At 65.0% G+C, this 17606-nt stretch carries 12 protein-coding genes and 1 tRNA gene; 5 read left to right on the top strand and 8 right to left on the bottom strand.

The annotated features are described in order from the left end of the window. Positions 1-51: 51 nt before the first annotated feature. Entirely contained in the window at positions 52-1878 is a 1827-nt protein-coding gene (locus tag AC1DZV_RS06195; protein ID WP_028275697.1) for an ABC transporter ATP-binding protein, read from the bottom strand. Between the two features lie 78 nt (positions 1879-1956). Between AC1DZV_RS06195 and AC1DZV_RS06190 the strand changes: the two genes are divergently transcribed. After that, positions 1957-2586: a PH domain-containing protein gene (locus AC1DZV_RS06190; RefSeq protein WP_028275698.1), complete on the top strand. Its 630-nt coding sequence runs from the start codon at positions 1957-1959 to the stop codon at positions 2584-2586. 24 nt (positions 2587-2610) lie between these two features. On the opposite strand, the gene AC1DZV_RS06185 is transcribed toward AC1DZV_RS06190, so the two are convergent. The 6 genes from AC1DZV_RS06185 to AC1DZV_RS06160 form a co-directional block, all read right to left on the bottom strand. Continuing rightward, complete coding sequence (locus AC1DZV_RS06185; RefSeq protein ID WP_028275699.1) at positions 2611-3729, bottom strand: ABC transporter permease; 1119 nt, start codon at positions 3727-3729, stop codon at positions 2611-2613. Between the two features lie 26 nt (positions 3730-3755). Continuing rightward, positions 3756-5297 (bottom strand): ABC transporter permease, encoded by a 1542-nt coding sequence (locus AC1DZV_RS06180; protein ID WP_476953243.1) that lies wholly within the window; start codon positions 5295-5297, stop codon positions 3756-3758. 179 nt (positions 5298-5476) lie between these two features. Next, entirely contained in the window at positions 5477-7258 is a 1782-nt protein-coding gene (locus tag AC1DZV_RS06175) for an ABC transporter family substrate-binding protein (RefSeq protein WP_028275701.1), read from the bottom strand. A gap of 426 nt (positions 7259-7684) precedes the next feature. Then, positions 7685-8389 carry a class I SAM-dependent methyltransferase gene (locus AC1DZV_RS06170; RefSeq protein WP_028275702.1) on the bottom strand — a complete coding sequence of 235 codons (705 nt, stop codon included), beginning with the start codon at positions 8387-8389 and terminating at the stop codon, positions 7685-7687. A gap of 119 nt (positions 8390-8508) precedes the next feature. After that, positions 8509-8940 (bottom strand): hypothetical protein, encoded by a 432-nt coding sequence (locus AC1DZV_RS06165; RefSeq protein ID WP_476953242.1) that lies wholly within the window; start codon positions 8938-8940, stop codon positions 8509-8511. Between the two features lie 1182 nt (positions 8941-10122). Beyond that, positions 10123-10743, bottom strand: a complete 621-nt coding sequence (locus tag AC1DZV_RS06160; protein ID WP_476953241.1) for a hypothetical protein — start codon at positions 10741-10743, stop codon at positions 10123-10125. 261 nt (positions 10744-11004) lie between these two features. On the opposite strand from AC1DZV_RS06160, the gene fdh reads away from it, so the two are divergent. The 3 genes from fdh to nrfD are packed head-to-tail and all read left to right on the top strand — an operon-like array spanning position 11005 to position 16391. Next, positions 11005-14292 (top strand): formate dehydrogenase, encoded by a 3288-nt coding sequence (gene fdh / locus AC1DZV_RS06155; RefSeq protein WP_476950022.1) that lies wholly within the window; start codon positions 11005-11007, stop codon positions 14290-14292. After that, on the top strand, positions 14293-15303 hold the full coding sequence (locus tag AC1DZV_RS06150) for a 4Fe-4S dicluster domain-containing protein (RefSeq protein WP_476953240.1): 1011 nt from the start codon (positions 14293-14295) through the stop codon (positions 15301-15303). Then, positions 15300-16391: an NrfD/PsrC family molybdoenzyme membrane anchor subunit gene (gene nrfD, locus AC1DZV_RS06145; protein WP_243180963.1), complete on the top strand. Its 1092-nt coding sequence runs from the start codon at positions 15300-15302 to the stop codon at positions 16389-16391. Before AC1DZV_RS06150 ends, nrfD begins: the two co-directional genes overlap by 4 nt. A 17-nt stretch (positions 16392-16408) precedes the next feature. On the opposite strand, the gene selD is transcribed toward nrfD, so the two are convergent. Then, positions 16409-17434 (bottom strand): selenide, water dikinase SelD, encoded by a 1026-nt coding sequence (selD, locus tag AC1DZV_RS06140; protein ID WP_476953239.1) that lies wholly within the window; start codon positions 17432-17434, stop codon positions 16409-16411. A 44-nt stretch (positions 17435-17478) separates the two neighbouring features. Between selD and AC1DZV_RS06135 the strand changes: the two genes are divergently transcribed. Further along, positions 17479-17573: transfer RNA gene (locus AC1DZV_RS06135), tRNA-Sec, on the top strand. Positions 17574-17606 lie beyond the last annotated feature (33 nt).

The following is a 17606-nucleotide window of genomic DNA, read 5'->3' as shown; positions in this document are numbered from 1 at the left end:
AACTGGAATCTGCCGGTTTTCGGCCCCGTTCCAGCCCCCTCGGGGTAAGCCTCAGCTGGCCCCTGACAGCAGCTGCGCGCGCAGTTCGCGGCGCTCTCGCTGCCTGTCCGGATCCGGCAGCGGAACCGCCGCCAAAAGCCGCTGGGTGTAGGGCTCCTGGGGATTGCGGAGGATCTGGTCGCGGGTCCCCTGCTCCACGATCCTGCCGCGCTGCATGACACAGATCCGGTCCGCGAGCACGTCCACCACCGCGAGGTCATGGGTGACGAAGAGGCAGGCGAACCCCAGTTCCTTCTGCAGGTTCTGGAACAGATCGAGCACCTTGGCCTGGACTGAGACGTCGAGGGCGGAGGTGGGCTCGTCGGCGACCATCAGCTTGGGCTTGAGCGAGAGGGCCCGCGCGATCCCCACGCGCTGCTTCTGCCCGCCGGAGAGCTCGTGCGGGTAGCGGTTGCGGTAGTCGCGCGGCAGCTCGACCTGGTCCAGCAGCGCCTCAATCCGCCGCTGCAGGTCGGCGCCCTTTGCGGCCCGTGCCAGGAACATCGGCTCCCCGATGCTTTCCCCGATGGGTAGCCTGGGGTTCAGGGACGACGACGGATCCTGGAACACCATGCCGACATGCCGGCGCATCTCGTGGAGCTGCCGGCCGTTCCTCTTGGCTGCTGAAATGTCCTGCCCGACTACCCGCATAGTGCCTGCCGCCACCGGCAGCAGGCCGACGGCGGCCCGGCCGATGGTGGTCTTTCCGGAGCCCGACTCGCCGACGAGACCGACCACCTGGCCGGGATAGATGACCAGGTTGGCCCCTTCCACGGCACGGAAGGCCGGCACCCGGCCCTGCTTTGGGTACTCGATGGCGACATCGGTGAGCTCCAGGACCGGCTCGCCCTTCGGCTTGGCCGCTTCGGCCGCGGCCAAGGCGGCGGCGTTTTCGCGCTCCCGCCGGATCAGCTCGTCTTCCGGAATGGAGAGGATCTCGACGTGGGTCGCGGCGGCGAGGGCGGCGGTGACGTCCACGTCCGCCGTGGAATCCGCGCCACCCTGACCCAGGTGCGGGACCGCAGCCAGCAGCGCCTTGGTGTACTCGTGCTGCGGGTTGTGGAAGATCTGCGCTGCCGTGCCCGTCTCCACGATCAGGCCCTTGCGCATGACGGCGATCCGGTCGGCGAGGTCGGCCACCACTCCCATGTCGTGGGTGATGAGCACAATGGCACTGTCCAGTTTGTTCCGCAGGTTGCGCATGAGGTCAAGGATTTCGGCCTGGACGGTCACGTCGAGGGCCGTGGTCGGCTCATCGGCAATGAGCAGCTTCGGGTCGCAGGAGAGCGACTGGGCGATCATGGCGCGCTGGCGCTGGCCGCCGGAAAGCTGGTGCGGGTAGGACCGGAAGGCCTTCTCCGGATCCGGCAGTTCGACAAGTTCCAGCATGCGCAGGGCCCGGAGCCGGGCTTCTTCCGGGGAAACTTCGTTGTGCAGACGCACAGTTTCAACAATCTGCGACCCCACGGTGTACACCGGGTTCAGGGCCGTCATCGGCTCCTGGAAGATCACCGCGACGTCCTTGCCGCGCACCGCGCGGATATTGGCCTCATTGCTCCCCAGCAGCTCACGGCCGGCGAGCTTGACACTTCCTGTCACACGGCTGTTACTGGGCAGCAGACCCAGCAGCGCCATTGAACTGGCGCTCTTTCCGGAGCCGGACTCCCCCACGATGGCGAGTACTTCGCCGGCCCGGACCTCGTAGTTCAGGCCGATCGCTGCCGGGACCCATTTCTTGTCCACGCCGAAATCCACGCTGAGATCCCGGACCTCCAGGACAGTTTCGCCTTTGCCAGGCACAGGTGACGCCGGCGGATCGAGGGTGATGAAGTCAGTCATGTTGGGCTATCCTTCCGCCCGGGCCGCCGGTGCACCGGGGATTAGTGCTGCGGCTCGGAATACTGAATTATTGGGGGCATGAGCTCTACGCCGCACGCCGGAAATGTTGAAGTCTTCAAAGCACGAACCAACAAGTGGTTCGCGTTGCTGTCCTGGGCGGTGGCCGCGTTCGGTGTCGTGGTCACGGTCGTCATGGCGGGTCCGGGGGCGCTGGGCGGCATCGCCCCGCTGGCCTTCATTGCCTTCATGGGCTGGCAACTGTTCTGGATGCCGTCCGTTGTAGTCCACGATGCCGGTGTCACTCTGGAGAATCCGTTCCGCTCGATCGAGGTGCCGTGGGCAGCGCTGGTGCACGTCGATACCCGTTTTGCACTGACGCTGGTCACCGCCCGGAAGAGCTACACCTCCTGGGCCGCGCCCGCCCCCGGTATCTGGGGCGGCCGCCATGCCCGCCCGGAGGACCTCCACGGCCTGCCGGCAACCACTTACGGTCCCGGCAAGTCGGTCCGTCCGGGAGATCTGAAGACCACGGACTCCGGCCAGGCTGCCATGATGGTGCGGGCGCGGTGGCATGACCTCGTGGAAGGCGGGCAGCTCGCCGCAGGCGACGCCGCCAGCACCGCGGCAACGGTGACAGTCCGCTGGGTGGCGATTGGCGCCGTCGTACTGCTCCTGGCGGCAAGCTACCTGGCGATTACCGCCGGTTAGAGCGGTCGTGCAGGGGGCCGGCATCTACTGGCCCCGTGTTCCGTCAGACGGCCCGTCGTTGCGGGGATCCTCAGGCGCCGAGGCGCCAAGTCCGGTGACGGTACCTGCCTGCACCGCGGCACCCCCATGATCGGCCGCCTTCTTGGCATTGAACTTCTTCTGCCGTGGGTCAAAGGCGTCCCTCAGGCCGTCGCCGATGAAGTTGATGCTGAGGCAGATGAGCACAATGAACATGCCCGGGAACCAGAAGAGCCAGGGCCGTGTGGCGAAAGCCTGCTGGTTCTGGGAGATGAGCAGGCCCAGTGACGTGTCCGGGGCCTTGACGCCGACGCCGAGGTAGCTCAGCGCCGTCTCGGTGAGGATCGCGGCGGACATGGTCAGGGTCACGTTCACGATCAGCACGCCGACAGCGTTGGGCAGGATGTGCTTGAAGATGATCCTGGCGTTGCTGGCGCCGGAAATCCGGGCCGCATCCACGAACTCGCGTTCGCGCAGGGACAGGAATTCGCCGCGCATCAGCCGGGCCAGGGCGACCCAGCTGATCAGGCCCAGGAAGATCCCGAGGGCCAGAACGCCGTTGGTGCTGGCGAAGGAGGCGAACCAGCTCCCCTGGTCCCGGCGGCCGGCGAGGGCGGCCATGACGGCGGCCAGCAACAGGGCCGGAATGATGATGATGACGTCGGTCAGGCGCATCAGGATGGCCTCGGACCAGCCGCGGAAGTAGCCGGAGATGGCACCGACCACGACGCCGATCAGGCCGGCGATGAGGCCGATCACGATCATGATGGTGATGGACTGCTGCGCGCCGCGCATGGTCATGGCGAAGAGGTCGCGGCCGATCCGGTCCTGGCCGAACGGATGTTCGCCCCAGGCCAGCGGCCACAGCGAGGAGGTGGGCGCGCCGCCGTTGACCAGTGGCGAGACTTGCGTGTGGGAGTACTTCCACCAGCCGGGGATTCCCAGGTAGCCCACCGAGGTGAAGGCCAGGATGAAAATGAAGGCGAACACCACGAGGCCGATAATGGCGCCGGAGTGTCCGAGGAAACGCTTCCGGACGATCTGGCCCTGGCTGAGGCCCTTGGCCTCAAGGACCGGCTCAACGCCGGCCGCGGCTGATATCCGCGAGGCTTCGTCTTCGGCCATGATTACTTCCTGCTGACTTGGCTGGCTCATGCTTTTACCCTTACGCGCGGATCCAGTGCGGAGTAGGCGAGGTCCGCGATGAGGTTGAAGACCATGGCCGTGATGGCCACGCAGATGAAGACGCCCATGACCGGGTTGGGATCGGTGTGCGCGATCCCGTCCAGGAACAGGAAGCCCATGCCGCGGACCGAGAAGACGGTTTCGGTGATGACGGCACCGCCGATCAGCGCCCCAATGTCGAAGGCCACGATCGTGGCGATCGGGATCAGGGCGTTGCGGAAGGCGTGGCGCATGATGACGGTCCGCTCGCTCAGACCTTTGGCCCGGGCCGTGCGGATGTAGTCCATGTTCATGATTTCGAGCATCGAGGCCCTGGTGAAGCGGGTGTAGCTGGCAAGTGAAATGAGGATCAGGGCCAGGGTGGGCAGGATCAGGTGGGTGAAGGAGTCAAGGCTCAGGACCCAGAAGTCGCCCTGGATGTTCGGCGTGCTGGCACCGATGGTGGCGATCGGCCGGCCGCGCACACGGCTGTTGTTGAAGTAGCTGGGCCACGCCTGCATGTACCGGTCCAGCAGGATCAGGAAGCCGACCAGGAACGAGGTGATGGCTGCCGCCCGCATGGACTGCCCGCGGTCGTAGCCCCCCACCAGGTAGCCGATGCCCATGCCGATCAGGACGAAGGCGACCGCCAGGAGCACGATCATCAGGAATGTGGCCTCATTGAGCAGCGGCGGAAGGAGGAAGTAGAGCACGACCCCGACGCCGACGGCGATGAGGGCCGACTGCAGGGCCTTGCGGTTTTTCAGCCCGGCGGAGAGCAGGGTCACGGCGAACGCGATGCCGACACCGGCAATGGCGATGACCACGGGGCCAAGGCCCGGGGTCTTGAACCATTCGGTGGCGGAGAAGTAAATGAGCACCGCGGTGACGAAGGCGAAGGCGACGGCGCCGGCCAGCAGCCGGCGCCGCATGGTGCCGCCCGCCGCGACGGCTGTCACTGCGCCGACGACGACGCCGATCCCGAGGGCCGCGGGCAGCGGCACGTCGGGGTTGCGCAGGAAGTCGTTGAAGCCGATGGCGCCGAATTCCTTGAGCAGGACGGCGACCCAGAAGATCGGCAGTGAGAAGAACAGGAAGGCCATGAACGTCACGCCGTAATCCAGGGTGCTGTACTGCCGCAGGGCGGTGACGATGCCCAGGGTGATGCCGATCAGGATGGCGAGCACCGTTGCCGCGGTGACGAGGGTCAGGGTCTGGACGAGCGCGAAGCCGAGGGCTTCGGTGATGGGCTGACCGGCGATGTTTTTCCCGAGGTCACAGGAGTTGGCGAACGGAACGAGGCACTGGACAGCGCCGCCGAACCATTTGAAGTACCGCAGCGGGGCCGGGGTGTCCAGCTGCAAGAGCTCGGTCCTCGCGTCCATGAGCTGCTGCTTCTGGGGTGTGGGGTTGGCGCGGAATTCCTCGAGGGGATCGCCGGACGCCGCTGTCAGGAGATATACGAGGTAGGACGCACCGAGAAGGATGAGGGCGGCAGTCACGAGCCGCCGGAAGATGTAGGTCACCATTGGAATAGAACCTCGGAATTCGGGCCCAGGGATTGCCCGGACCGGTCGCGGAGTTTGGCCGGTTCCCGCCGATGTGGCGGCGGGACCACGGCATCGTCAGGGATGTCGCCAGAAAGGCGCCGGGACCGAAGAAGCTGTGGTCCCGACGCCTTTCCAGCAGTGTTACTTGGGGTCGCGGGCTACTTCTGTGCCCATTCCCAGAAGTTCCACCAAACGCCGGTCTGGTTCGGCATGTACTTCACACCGGTGATGCGGTCGCTGTACGCGTCCACGCCAACCGACTGGAACAGCGGCAGGCCGTAGGCCGAATCCCAGATCATCTTGTCGATCTGCGCAACGAGGCCGTCCTGCTTGCTCTTGTCGGTGGTGACAATCAGTTCGTCCATCAGCTTGTCGGCTGCGGGGTCGCTGAACTGGTTGAAGTTGGAGTCGTTGCCGGACTTGAAGATCTGCGGAACGCCGGACACGCCGACACCCGAGTTGCTCCAGCCGAAGATGGTGGCATCGTAGCTGCCGTCACCGAGGGCCTTGCCCCAGTCAGACTTGCCGAGGCCGCCGTCGACGATCTTGAAGCCGGCCTTGGTGGCGGACTCGCTGATCAGGGAGAAAGCGTCAACACGGTTGGGGTTGTCCTTGTTGTACATGATGCGAACTTCGGGGGTGGCGCCGTTGAGGAGCTTCTTGGCACCCTCGATGTCCACACCCTGGTAGGCGGAGGAACCATTGTTCTTGGCCGAGTCGGCGTACGGGGCCTGGTCCGGAACGAAGAGCTGGGAGTCAAGCGGTGCAGCCTTCGGATCCAGCTTCTTGACGATCTTGTCGACGATGTCCGCACGCGGGACGGCCTTCATGAAAGCCTCGCGGACGTTCTTGTCGGCAAACGGGCCGGAGTAGTTCAGGTCGATGTGGTCGTACGCGAGCTGGTTGCCGACGTCGACCGTCACGCCCTGGCTTTCGAGTGCCTTGAGCTGCTCCACGGTGTCCGCGGATGCCTGCGGGGCGATGATGTCCGCCTCGCCGTTCTTGAGAGCCTGGACCTGGGCGGGTGCCTCACCGATGTAGCGGACGGTGATTTCGTCCAGATTGGCTTCCGGTCCCCAGTTGTAGTCCTTGTTCTTGACCATGGTCAGGGACTGGTCCTGGTTGATGCTCTTGACGAGGAACGGGCCATTGGAGAGGTACAGGCTCGGATCGGCCGGCAGGGTCTTGGTGTCAAAGCCGGTGTTCCACATGTCCGCCATAGCCTTGAGCTGGGCGTTCGCCGGCTTGGGGGCCTTGGAATCGCCGCGGGGCATGCCCTTCAGCAGGTCAATGAACGCCTTGGTGTCCGCCAGGCCTGCCTTCTTGGCCAGGACGTGGGCGGGGATGTCAATACCGGGGCCGCCGAGGGCGATTTCCCAGTCCGCGAAGGGCTTGGAGTACTTCAGCGTCATGCTGCGGCCGTCGTCACCGAGTTCCGGGAAGTCGGTGAGGGCGATACCGGTGGGGTCACCGGCGTAGGAGAAGTAGGACGTTCCGGTCTTACCTTCCGCGTCGGCGTCGTTGTAGTAACCGGAGAAGGCGGCCCACTGCAGCACAAGGTCGGCTGCGGTAACAGGAGTGCCGTCGGACCACTTCACGCCGTCGTTGATGGTGTACTTCACCGTCAGCGGATCGTCAGAGACCTTTTCCATCTTGCCGAACTTCTCATTGCGGACAACGTTGAGCTTGTTGTCGATGTAGAAGAAGCCCGAGTGCGTGGCGTAGCTGACCTTCGAGTTGATGTCAGTGTTTCCATCGGCCGTGTTCGGGTTGAACGTGTTAAACGCGTTGACCTCTACTACGGTTGCCGATCCGCCTTGCTTGCTTGCTGCCGCCGCAGTGGTCGGGGTTGTCCCGCCGCTGTTGCCCGCGCAGGCGCTGAGGGCGATGGCAGCTGCTGCCGCCACGCCCACTGCTTTGGAAATACGACCCAAGCGCATTCCGCCTCCTTGTTTCTGTGGTGTGGGTGAGACCGGCGCCGAAGGCGCCAGACAGACGTCCACACTCCCCCAGCGGCAGTGTGGCCCGTCTCACATGGCATGAAGCGTAACCCCAAAGACCGTTTGGAGCCACCAAAGTTGACTCACCGTAAAGTTCGTTATGGAGCTGCAACATTGGGCAGGTTCCGCAGGGCCAGCTTTCCCACAAAACGTTGACGCGGCGTAACAAAAGGATAAAAGCGCCGCACACGGGAAAAGCCCCGATCCGAGAATCGGGGCTCCTCCAGTTAATCCTTAATTACTTGGCAGAATTACCGCGCTGCCGGGCGGCGAAGAGCCTCCTTCTCATCAGTTGACCATCGCGACAGGTCGTTGGCGTGAACTTGGGACGGCGGCGGCTCGTGTCCTCACGTCCCTCAGCTGCCATCAGCCGGCTTCGAGGACAAAGAAGATAAAGGACAGGAATGCTGTCTTCTCGCCGGTGAGGATGCGCGGCGGAAGGAGTTCGTGCGGCGTGTCTGGAGATGGCCCTGGTTCGCTCACGGTGGCGACGCGGTATCCCGCCGATGTGAAGGCGTTGATCATCGCGTGAAGTGGTCGGTGCCAGAAAGTCAGAACCGCAGGCACGCCATCGAACTCGTAATCCTCCGAGTACTGCCGGATGGCGAAGTAGTCCTCGGCTGGTTGGGTGATCACGCTGACCGTGGGGTGGTTGACCGACAGGATCAGACGACCGCCCGGCTTCAGCACACGCCGCAGTTCGGCAAGCGGCGCTGACCAGTCCTCCAGGTAGTGCAGGACCAAGGACGAGACAACGTCGTCGAAGGAGCCATCCGCGAAAGGGAGCGGCTTGCTGAGGTCGGCCAAGTATAGATCCGCGGTTGCGCCCAGTCGCAGTCTTGCAAATTCGAGCATCGCAGGACTGGAATCGAAGCCGGTCATGATCGCGCCCTTCGCGCTCAGTGCCGCGGACAGGGGCCCGGAGCCGCACCCTGCATCCAGGACCCGGTGGCCGTCGACGTCGCCGGCGAGGTCAATCATCGCCGGCCGCTCGTAGTAGGCGTTGAGGAGGCTAGACTCGTTTTCCGCCGAGTAGCTCCCGGCAAAACTGTCATAATGGTCGGCTTTCACGGATCCTCGCTCTCTCGGGTAAACGCTCATGGTCAGTATGGTCGGCCCGATCCTAACAACCTGGCCGTAAAGCCCGTAAGCATCGCCCGTTGATAACAGATTCGGTTTCGTTCGTTGGATCAACGCGGTTGGTCTGTTCTGATGGTCGAAATGATTACCGTGAGCCAGAACGCCTGCGTCGATGGTTTATTGTCGGCGGGTGCAGCAAGACTGAGAACGTGAAGATTGTCCTGATACCGCCTCTGCTCTGCTCTTCCCTCGCTTACGCCCCGGTGATCGATACCGTCTGGACGCGCGGGCAAGTCACTTTGGCCGACACCCGGCAAGACGACACCATTGCGGCCATGGCCGAACGGATCCTCCGCGGGAACGTCGGCGACATTGCTGTTCTCGGAACAAGCATGGGAGGGTACGTCGCCGCCCTCGAAGTCATCCGACAAGCGCCAGATCGCGTCACCGCTCTCGCACTCGTAAGCACGTCCGCCCGAGCCGACTCCGCGGAGCAGCTCCAAGCGCGGGCGCGCCAGTCCGTGCTCGTTGAAGGCGGGCATTTCGAAAAGCGCTGCCCACGGCCCGGTTCACCGTCGTCGAGGGTGCCGGCCACTTCCTGTTCCACGAGCAGCCCGCCGCCGCACGGGACGCCGTTAGCTCCTGGCTTGAGTCCGCCTCATAACCAACCGTCCGTGAAGCCCTCACCCGCTCGCAAAAGCGATAGCCGCCAAGAACACGTGTTCTTAGCGGCTATCGCTTTTGGCCTCAAGCAGATCAGAAACTAGACGTTGAAGCGGAACTCCACGACGTTCCGTAACGAATAAACGTCTCCGCCACCAGCGGTGCACGGTCGAGGACCTGTGGATTCAGGCCGCCGTTGGCAACCGCTGGCCCGCGATCTTTCCGCAACCCGCCCGCAGCATAGAACACAAGTCTGCTTTGAACTCCCTGCGCGGCCCTCGTCACACCGCTGCGCAGGTGGTCGGCCAGACGGGTGAACGACTCGGATGTGTTCGGGTGACCCAGCTGGCGCAGCTCGTCCGCGACAACGTCGGCATGCTCAGCGGCGCGGCGATCCTAGCCCGACGGCTTCCTTGGACGGGGCCTGGATGGGTCGGGCCACCACCAGCGATGTCGCGATCGGCGCTCAGCCCTGCGTTGGGCCGCGTCCAGATAGTCCTCGCGCGCCGCATCAAAGACCTCGTGAGGAAGACTCAGCGTTGCACGGCTCAACTGGCGTCCTACCAGCAGATCGCTGATTGCCCCCGGGATCTCCCGCATCCCCCGAGCACCTTTCACGGACCGCCTGAGCTGCACGCCCTGCTCCGTGAGCCGCATCCCCCACGATGAGTCGACCTCAGCAAGGCTGGAACCGACCAGGACCGCTATTGCCGTCTCTACCCGTTCCCGGGAAGGGACGTCGGCCTGCAGCATGTCCCACCCCGGCAGCAGCGCACGGAGCGACGAGGAGCGCCTCCCATCATGCAGCAGGGTCACGAGTGTTGCAGCGTCATCCATGTCTATGCGGTCCACGCCGTTCAGGCTAGCGCACTCCGAGCCGCCACCGCCTCGGGAACAATCACCGTCTCGGAAGAACGTTAAGTTCCCCAACACTTCGACCGAGGATTCCCGGGAGGTACCGGAGCTGACTCAGACGTTAAAGCGGAACTCCACCACGTTCCGTCGCAGAATAACCTCTTCTCCAAGCGGCGGGGAGCCAGCGGGCAGCTGAGCTTGCTGCCTTAGCTGACTCTCCCTCCAGGGGTGCGGGCCCGCAGGGTCGTCCTGTGTCGGTTGGATGCACGGGCAGACTGGACGATCACGACGGTGGCCGCGGCCACAACTCCTACGAACGCCAGGCCCGCAGCGATTCTCGTCGCCCGCCGGGACATGGTGGCCGGGTTGACAGGCTCGGGGGCACCCGCGGGAGCTTCGATGACGGGCACGTCCCAATCGTTCCCGGAGGGGAAGATTCCGGGCGGAAGCTCTTCCGCCCGAAGTTCGCGGCGGGCCGCGAGGCGGTTCCGGACTTCCTGATTCGGAGCGGGCACGACGGCGTCTGCTGCGATCGCAGTGGGGAAATCAAGGAGGTAGGGCTCACCATAGAACGCTGAAGAGGCGACGGATTCTAACCACGTGGCCGGCGGTTCCGCAACGCCGCGCGCGGCGAAGGCGGACCGCAGGCTTTCTAGGATCTCGGCGAGGCTTTTGCCTTCGGAGTCCTTGCTGGCCTCGAAAATAGCAAGTTGAAGCTGCAGCTTCACATCCGCAGCAGGGTCCTTAACGGTGGGGTCCTGCCCGGTAGGGTCCACGGTGAGTGGCGCAGCATTCACGGCCCCGGCCTTGCTTGGGTCAGTGTTCATGGGCTTCCTTTCATCGTGGTTTCCCGTCCCTGGTCCCGGGTGACAGCTACCAGAAATTCTAAAGCGGTGTGGCGGTCAGCGTTATCCGCAGTCGCACTCGTTGCGTCCTCCGAGCGGCATTCTCTGTCTGCATTCCCAATAATCGACATAACAAACGGGAAGAAGCTGGCAGGGGGTCCGTTGCGGAAACCATGACACTCGTTCCTCCACAGTCAGTACCCGCCCCTGTTCCCCGGGGCCCTGATTGGGTAGGCTCCTTTCATGGCACGACGCAGTTTTCTTCAGTGGCCGGTCGTCCGGCAGTTGAGTACGGGCGACCTCTTGGGCCGCGGTCCGGCGGTGACATCCCCGCAGACCAGGGCCATTACTCCACGGACGGTCACCGCTGACCGCGTGGTGCAGAGCGTGTGCCCGTATTGCGCCGTGGGCTGCGGACAGCTGGTCTACGTCAAGGACGAAAAGGTCGTTCAAATCGAGGGCGATCCGGATTCGCCAATATCCCGCGGCCGCTTGTGCCCCAAGGGCTCTGCCAGTGAACAGTTGGTCAACTCGCCAGGCCGTCAAACCGGTGTGCTTTACCGTGCGCCGCGCTCCACCCAGTGGCAGCACCTGGACCTGGCCACCGCCGTCGACATGGTGGCGGACCGCTTCATCGAGACCCGCCGCAGGACGTGGCAGCAAGAAGACGGGGAAGGCAGGCTGCTTCGCCGCACGATGGGGATTGCTTCGCTGGGCGGGGCAACACTCGATAACGAAGAGAACTACCTGATCAAGAAACTCTTCACGGCTGCCGGTGCGGTACAGATCGAGAACCAAGCCCGCATTTGACACTCCTCCACGGTTCCCAGTTTGGGAGCCTCGTTTGGGCGCGGTGGTGCGACGCAATCACTGCAGGACATGGCCAATGCCGACTGCATCGTCATTCAGGGCTCCAACATGGCCGAATGCCACCCGGTGGGATACCAGTGGGTTGCGGAGGCTAAGGCACGCGGAGCTAAGGTCATCCACGTCGATCCCCGCTTCACGCGTACCTCCGCCGTCGCGGACAAGCACATTCCGATCCGGGCCGGCTCTGACGTCGTCCTTCTGGGGGCCCTGATTAACTACGTCATCACCAATGACCTCTGGTTCAAGGAGTACGTCGGCGCGTACACCAATGCGGCGACGCTGGTGCATGCGGACTACCGCGATGCCGAGGACCTGGGCGGCCTGTTCTCCGGTTTCGATCCGGAAAAAAGGGCGTACGACACGTCGTCCTGGGCGTACGCGGAACAAGGTGAGGGCGCGATTCATGAGCCCGGGCCCAGCCGCGAACACGGCGCCGAAGCGTCCGCCCGTGCTGCCGCCGACACCTTCGGCAGTGGCGGGCCGCCGCTGGAGCATGCCGAAGTTCAGCGGGACGACACCCTGCAAGACCCCCGGACGGTCTTCCAGATCGTCAAGCGGCATTATGCCCGGTACACCCCGGAGATGGTCCGGGACATGTGCGGCATCAAAGTGGCGGATTTCGAGTATCTTGCCCGCAGCATCACGGAAAACTCGGGACGCGACCGGACTACCTGCTTTGCCTACGCGGTGGGTTGGACTCAGCATTCCTTGGGAGCGCAGTTCATCCGGGCCGCGGCGATCCTTCAGCTATTGCTGGGAAACGTGGGGCGCCCCGGCGGCGGGATCATGGCCCTTCGCGGCCATGCCAGCATCCAGGGGTCCACCGACATCCCCACATTGTTCAACCTGCTACCCGGCTACCTGCCGATGCCCAGTGCCGGCCGCCACGACAGCCTCAGTGAATATCTGGCAGCCGTCGGGTCAAAACAGCAAAAGGGCTTTTGGGCCGACGCCGACGCCTACACCGTCAGCCTGCTGAAGGCCTGGTGGGGTGAAGCCGCGACCGCGGACAACGACTGGGCCTATGATTACCTTCCGCGGCTGACGGGGGCGCACGGCACATATGAGACCACTATGAGCATGCTCAAGGACGAGGTGGAGGGCTACTTCATCCTTGGACAGAACCCCGCAGTGGGCTCGGCCAACGGCCGGCTGCAACGGCTTGGCATGTCCCATCTGAAGTGGCTGGTGGTGCGTGACCTGAACATGATCGAGTCGGCCACCTGGTGGAAGGACGGCCCGGAGATCGAATCCGGCGAACTGCGCACCGAGGACATCGAGACCGAAGTCTTCTTCCTGCCCGCAGCCACCCATGTGGAGAAAGCCGGCTCGTTCACGCAGACCCAGCGTCTGCTGCAGTGGCGGCACCAGGCGGTGGCACCGCCCGGGGAGTGCCAGAGCGAACTGCAGTTCTTCTTCGAGCTAGGCCAACGGATCCGGGCGAAGCTGGCTGGCTCCGAGGACGAGCGGGACCGTCCGCTGCTCGACCTGACCTGGGACTATCCCACGGATGAGCACGGCGATCCGGATGCCGAGGCTGTGCTTGCGGAGATCAACGGCCGCCAACTGGCTGGACCGGACGCCGGTAAGCCCCTCTCCGCCTACACCGAACTTCGCGCCGACGGTTCCACGGCCGCTGGCTGTTGGATCTACACCGGTGTTTACGCTGGTGGCTCCAACCACGCTGCCAACCGTAAGCCTGGTCAGGAACAAGGGCCCGTGGCTTCGGAATGGGGCTGGGCATGGCCGGCCAACCGCCGGGTCCTCTACAACCGTGCGTCCGCGGATCCCGCCGGTAAGCCGTGGAGCGAGCGGAAGAAATACATCTGGTGGGACCAGGAGCAAGGAAAGTGGGTCGGCGACGACGTTCCCGATTTCCCGGTGGACCGGGCTCCGGGAAGCCAGCCCGACCCGGCCCTCGGCGGCCCTGCAGCCCTTAGCGGAGATGACCCCTTCATCATGCAGGCCGACGGCAAGGGCTGGCTGTTCGCCCCGAAGGGCCTTGTGGATGGGCCCCTTCCCACCCACTACGAGGCTCAGGAATCCCCCGTGGCCAACGCGCTCTACCCGCAGCAGCAGAGTCCGGCGCGGTTGGTGTTCCCGCACGCGGGCAACTTCAGTGCGCCAAGTGCCGGCACTCCCGGCGCCGACGTGTACCCGTACGTCTTCACCACGTACCGGCTTACTGAGCATCACACCGCCGGCGGGATGAGCCGCTGGCTTCCTTACTTGTCCGAATTGCAGCCGGAGATGTTCTGTGAGGTTTCGCCTGAACTGGCTGCCGAGCGGGGGCTTGAGCCCTACGGGTGGGCCACCATTATTTCGCCCCGCTCGGCCATAGAGGCGAAGGTGCTCATCACTGACCGGCTGAAACCCCTGGCCGTGGGCGGTCACACCGTGCACCAGATCGGGCTGCCCTACCACTGGGGCGTGGGCAGTAACGCCGTCGTCAGTGGCGACGCCGCCAATGACCTGCTTGGCGTGACGCTGGACCCCAACGTCCAGATCCAGGAGTCCAAGGTCGCCTCCTGCGATATCCGCCCGGGCCGCCGGCCGCGCGGGCAGGAACTGCGGGCAATGGTCGCCGCCTATCAGGCGCGGGCGGGACTGACCGCCGAGACCGGCAACCGCGCCATTACCAATCCGATGTTGGAGGACTAGATGGGCCAGCTGTCCGGACCGACCGACCCCACCGCCGATGCCCACTGGGAGCACAGCCATCCGCGGAAGGGCTTTTTCACCGACACCTCGATCTGCATCGGGTGCAAGGCCTGCGAGGTTGCCTGCAAGGAGTGGAACCATAACCCGCAGGACGGCAATCTGGAGCTGCTCGGGTCGTCCTACGACAACACCGGGGCGCTGGGCGCCAGCACTTGGCGTCATGTGGCGTTCATCGAGCAAGGTCAGGACCGCATTGTGGAGGCACGGGAATCAGGCCGCGCCCTGGTGAGCCTGGGCATGCCGCGTATTGGTCCGCCGGCCACGGCATCGCCAGCTGCGACGGACCTGGCCGAGGCCGACATCACGCCCCCGGACACGGCAGACTTCAGGTGGTTGATGTCCTCCGACGTTTGCAAGCACTGCACGCACGCCGGGTGCCTCGATGTGTGCCCCACCGGAGCGCTTTTCCGCACCGAATTCGGCACCGTGGTGGTACAGGATGACGTCTGCAACGGCTGTGGAACCTGCGTCGCCGGATGTCCTTTCGGCGTCATCGAGCGCCGCGCCGATGGCTCGGTCAAGGTGGCCACCAGCAGGAACGACCAGCACGCCAAGCATCCCGCCGTCCCCAATGCGGGCATCGCTCAGAAGTGCACGCTGTGCTACGACCGGCTGGTCGCGGATGAGACCCCCGCGTGCGCCAAAGCGTGCCCTACGACGTCTATCAAGTTCGGCGACCATGACGACATGGTGGAGACGGCCAGGGAACGCGTTTCCAGCCTGCACGCGCAAGGTCTGACGGAGGCAAGGCTCTACGGTGCGAACGAAAACGACGGCGTCGGCGGAACCGGATCAGTCTTCCTGCTCCTCGACGAACCCGAGGTCTACGGACTTCCGCCGGACCCACGGGTACCCACGGCCGACCTTCCGCAGATGTACCGAAGGGCCGGCATGGCAGTAGCGGGCATGGCCGCGGCAGTTGCAGTGGCATTCCTGGGAGGGCGTGCATGACCCTCTCAGAGTTCGACAGCTTCCGGCCATCGGAACCCGCCCGCCGTCGCCGGCGGGAGGGCAAACGAGGACCGGGCCGCCGCCCGGCCAATGGCGACGGCTCCCGGGAAATGCCCATGGTTCCCGAGCCGGAATTCAGCTCGTATTACGGCCGTCCGGTTGTAAAGCCGGCACCCTGGGGTAATGATGTGGCCGCGTACCTGTTCCTGGGCGGCGTTGCCGCCGGCTCGGCTTTGCTCGGACTCGGCGGCCAGTTGAGCGGGCGGCCGACGCTGCGCCGTAACGCGCGTTTGAGCGCTTTGGCAGCGGTAAGTGCCGGGGCTGTTGCGCTTGTGAAGGACCTCGGCAGGCCGGAGCGCTTTCTGCATATGCTGCGGACCTTCAAGGTCACTTCGCCGATGAGTGTGGGCTCGTGGATCCTCAGCGCCTTCAGCGCAGGCGCGGGGGTCTCGGCGGTGGCGGAGATCGACCGGATGAGCGGATCCCGGCTTCCGCTGGGCCCGTTGCGGAGCGTGCTGCGGGCTGTCGAGGGACCGGCCGGCTTCGAGGCCGCCGTCTTTGCCGGACCTCTGGCGGCTTACACGGCAGTGCTGCTCGGAGACACCGCCACACCGACGTGGAACGCTGCCCACGAGGAACTGCCGTTCGTCTTCGTAAGTTCGGCAGCCCTCGCTTCTGCCGGGCTCGCCATGGTCACCACGCCGGTGCGCGAAACGGGGCCGGCCCGGAAGCTCGCCGTGCTCGGCGTCTTAGGTGAGGTGGTTGCCATGAAAGTCATGAAACAACGGATGGACCCGGTGGCGGCGGAACCCCTACACCAGGGCAAGGCGGGCGCCATGCTGAAATGGAGCGAGCGTTTGGCGGTCGCCGGCGGGCTGGGAACACTGCTGGGCGGCCGACACCGCGGAGCGGCTGCGGCCTCCGGACTCGCGTTGCTGACCGCGTCCGCCCTGACGCGTTTTGGTGTATTTGAGGCGGGCCTCGCCTCGGCCAGAGATCCGCGGTACACCATCGAACCGCAGAAGACGCGGCTCGCCGCCCGCCGTGCGGCCGGAATCACCGACGACGCGATCACCACCGGCGGCTGAAGACGAATGGCCGGGTTTCAGCGGATCTCGATGCCCTGGCCCGCGATGGTGTGTCCGATGACTGGATGGCCCGGCAATTCACCGACGACGAGTAGCCCGCCGGAGGTCTGTGCATCGGCGAGCAGGAGAAGATCGTCCTCCGTGACGCCCGCGGCGGCACGCAGGTAGGGCCGCACCCAGTCCAGGTTGCGCCGCGTTCCGCCGGAGACAAACCCATCGCGCAACGCTTCCCGGGCGCCGTCGACGTGCGGCACCGCTTTCCGGTCCACCACTGCCCCGACCCCGGAGGCCCGGCACATCTTGTACAGGTGTCCGAGCAAGCCAAAGCCCGTCACGTCCGTGGCTGCCCGCACACCGGCCGCCACCGCATCCTCGGCGGCGTCGCGGTTCAGGCGCGTCATCGTCTTTACTGCTTCGGTGAACACTTCGCCGGTCTGCTTGTGACGGTTGTTGAGCAGTCCGACGCCGATCGGTTTGGTGAGCGTGATGGGCAGCCCGGGCCGGGCGGCGTCGTTCCGCAGCAATCGGTCGGGGTGGACGACGCCGGTGACCGCCATGCCGTACTTCGGTTCCGGATCGTCGATAGTGTGTCCGCCTATGACCGGGCACCCTGCCTCGGCGGCCACGCTCAGGCCACCGCGGAGTACCTCGGTCATCAATTCCAGCGGCAGTACGCCACGGGGCCAGCCGACGAGGTTAATCGCCATAATCGGGCGCCCGCCCATCGCGTAAATGTCGGAGAGCGCATTGGCGGCGGCGATCCGGCCCCAATCGAAGGCGTCGTCTACCACGGGGGTGAAAAAGTCAGCGGTGGACAATATGGCCAGGTCCCCACGGACCAGAACGGCGGCTGCGTCGTCGCCGCTGTCAAGCCCGACCAGCACATCGGCGCCGGGCTGGCCGGTGAGTCCGCGTACCGCTTCTTCGAGTTCGCCGGGCGGAATCTTGCACGCGCAGCCGCCACCGTGGGCATAGCCGGTGAGCCGGAGAGTTCCGGCAGCACCGGTACCGAGTTGCTGGACTGGCGTCTGGGCCTCGTTCACCCGCCTAGCGTACTCCTTCAGGCAACCCTGCTATATTGAGCCCCGGTGGCGTCCGGGTCCTGGTGGGCCCCCCGGTCTTCAAAACCGGTGCGGCCGAGCATCTCGGCCTGGCGGGTTCGATTCCCGTCCGCCACCGCCAACTTCCGGCCCGAGCGCCGCGAGCAGAGGAGGG

The sequence above is a fragment of the Arthrobacter sp. P1_D12 genome (assembly GCF_056406175.1).
The sequence above is the reverse complement of the archived record's forward strand: the minus strand, read 5'-3'. Positions and strand labels throughout refer to the sequence as shown.

Coding starts and splice junctions, on each gene's coding strand:
- AC1DZV_RS06185 (WP_028275699.1), bottom strand. CDS start 3,729: ATGGCCGAAGACGAAGCCTCGCGGATATCAGCCGCGGCCGGCGTTGAG.
- AC1DZV_RS06165 (WP_476953242.1), bottom strand. CDS start 8,940: ATGCCCGCCTTCAACGAGCACGGACTGGCGCGCCCGCGCTTGGAGCTG.
- nrfD (WP_243180963.1), top strand. CDS start 15,300: ATGACCCTCTCAGAGTTCGACAGCTTCCGGCCATCGGAACCCGCCCGC.
- AC1DZV_RS06150 (WP_476953240.1), top strand. CDS start 14,293: ATGGGCCAGCTGTCCGGACCGACCGACCCCACCGCCGATGCCCACTGG.
- AC1DZV_RS06190 (WP_028275698.1), top strand. CDS start 1,957: ATGAGCTCTACGCCGCACGCCGGAAATGTTGAAGTCTTCAAAGCACGA.
- AC1DZV_RS06160 (WP_476953241.1), bottom strand. CDS start 10,743: ATGAACACTGACCCAAGCAAGGCCGGGGCCGTGAATGCTGCGCCACTC.
- AC1DZV_RS06180 (WP_476953243.1), bottom strand. CDS start 5,297: ATGGTGACCTACATCTTCCGGCGGCTCGTGACTGCCGCCCTCATCCTT.
- AC1DZV_RS06195 (WP_028275697.1), bottom strand. CDS start 1,878: ATGACTGACTTCATCACCCTCGATCCGCCGGCGTCACCTGTGCCTGGC.
- AC1DZV_RS06175 (WP_028275701.1), bottom strand. CDS start 7,258: ATGCGCTTGGGTCGTATTTCCAAAGCAGTGGGCGTGGCGGCAGCAGCT.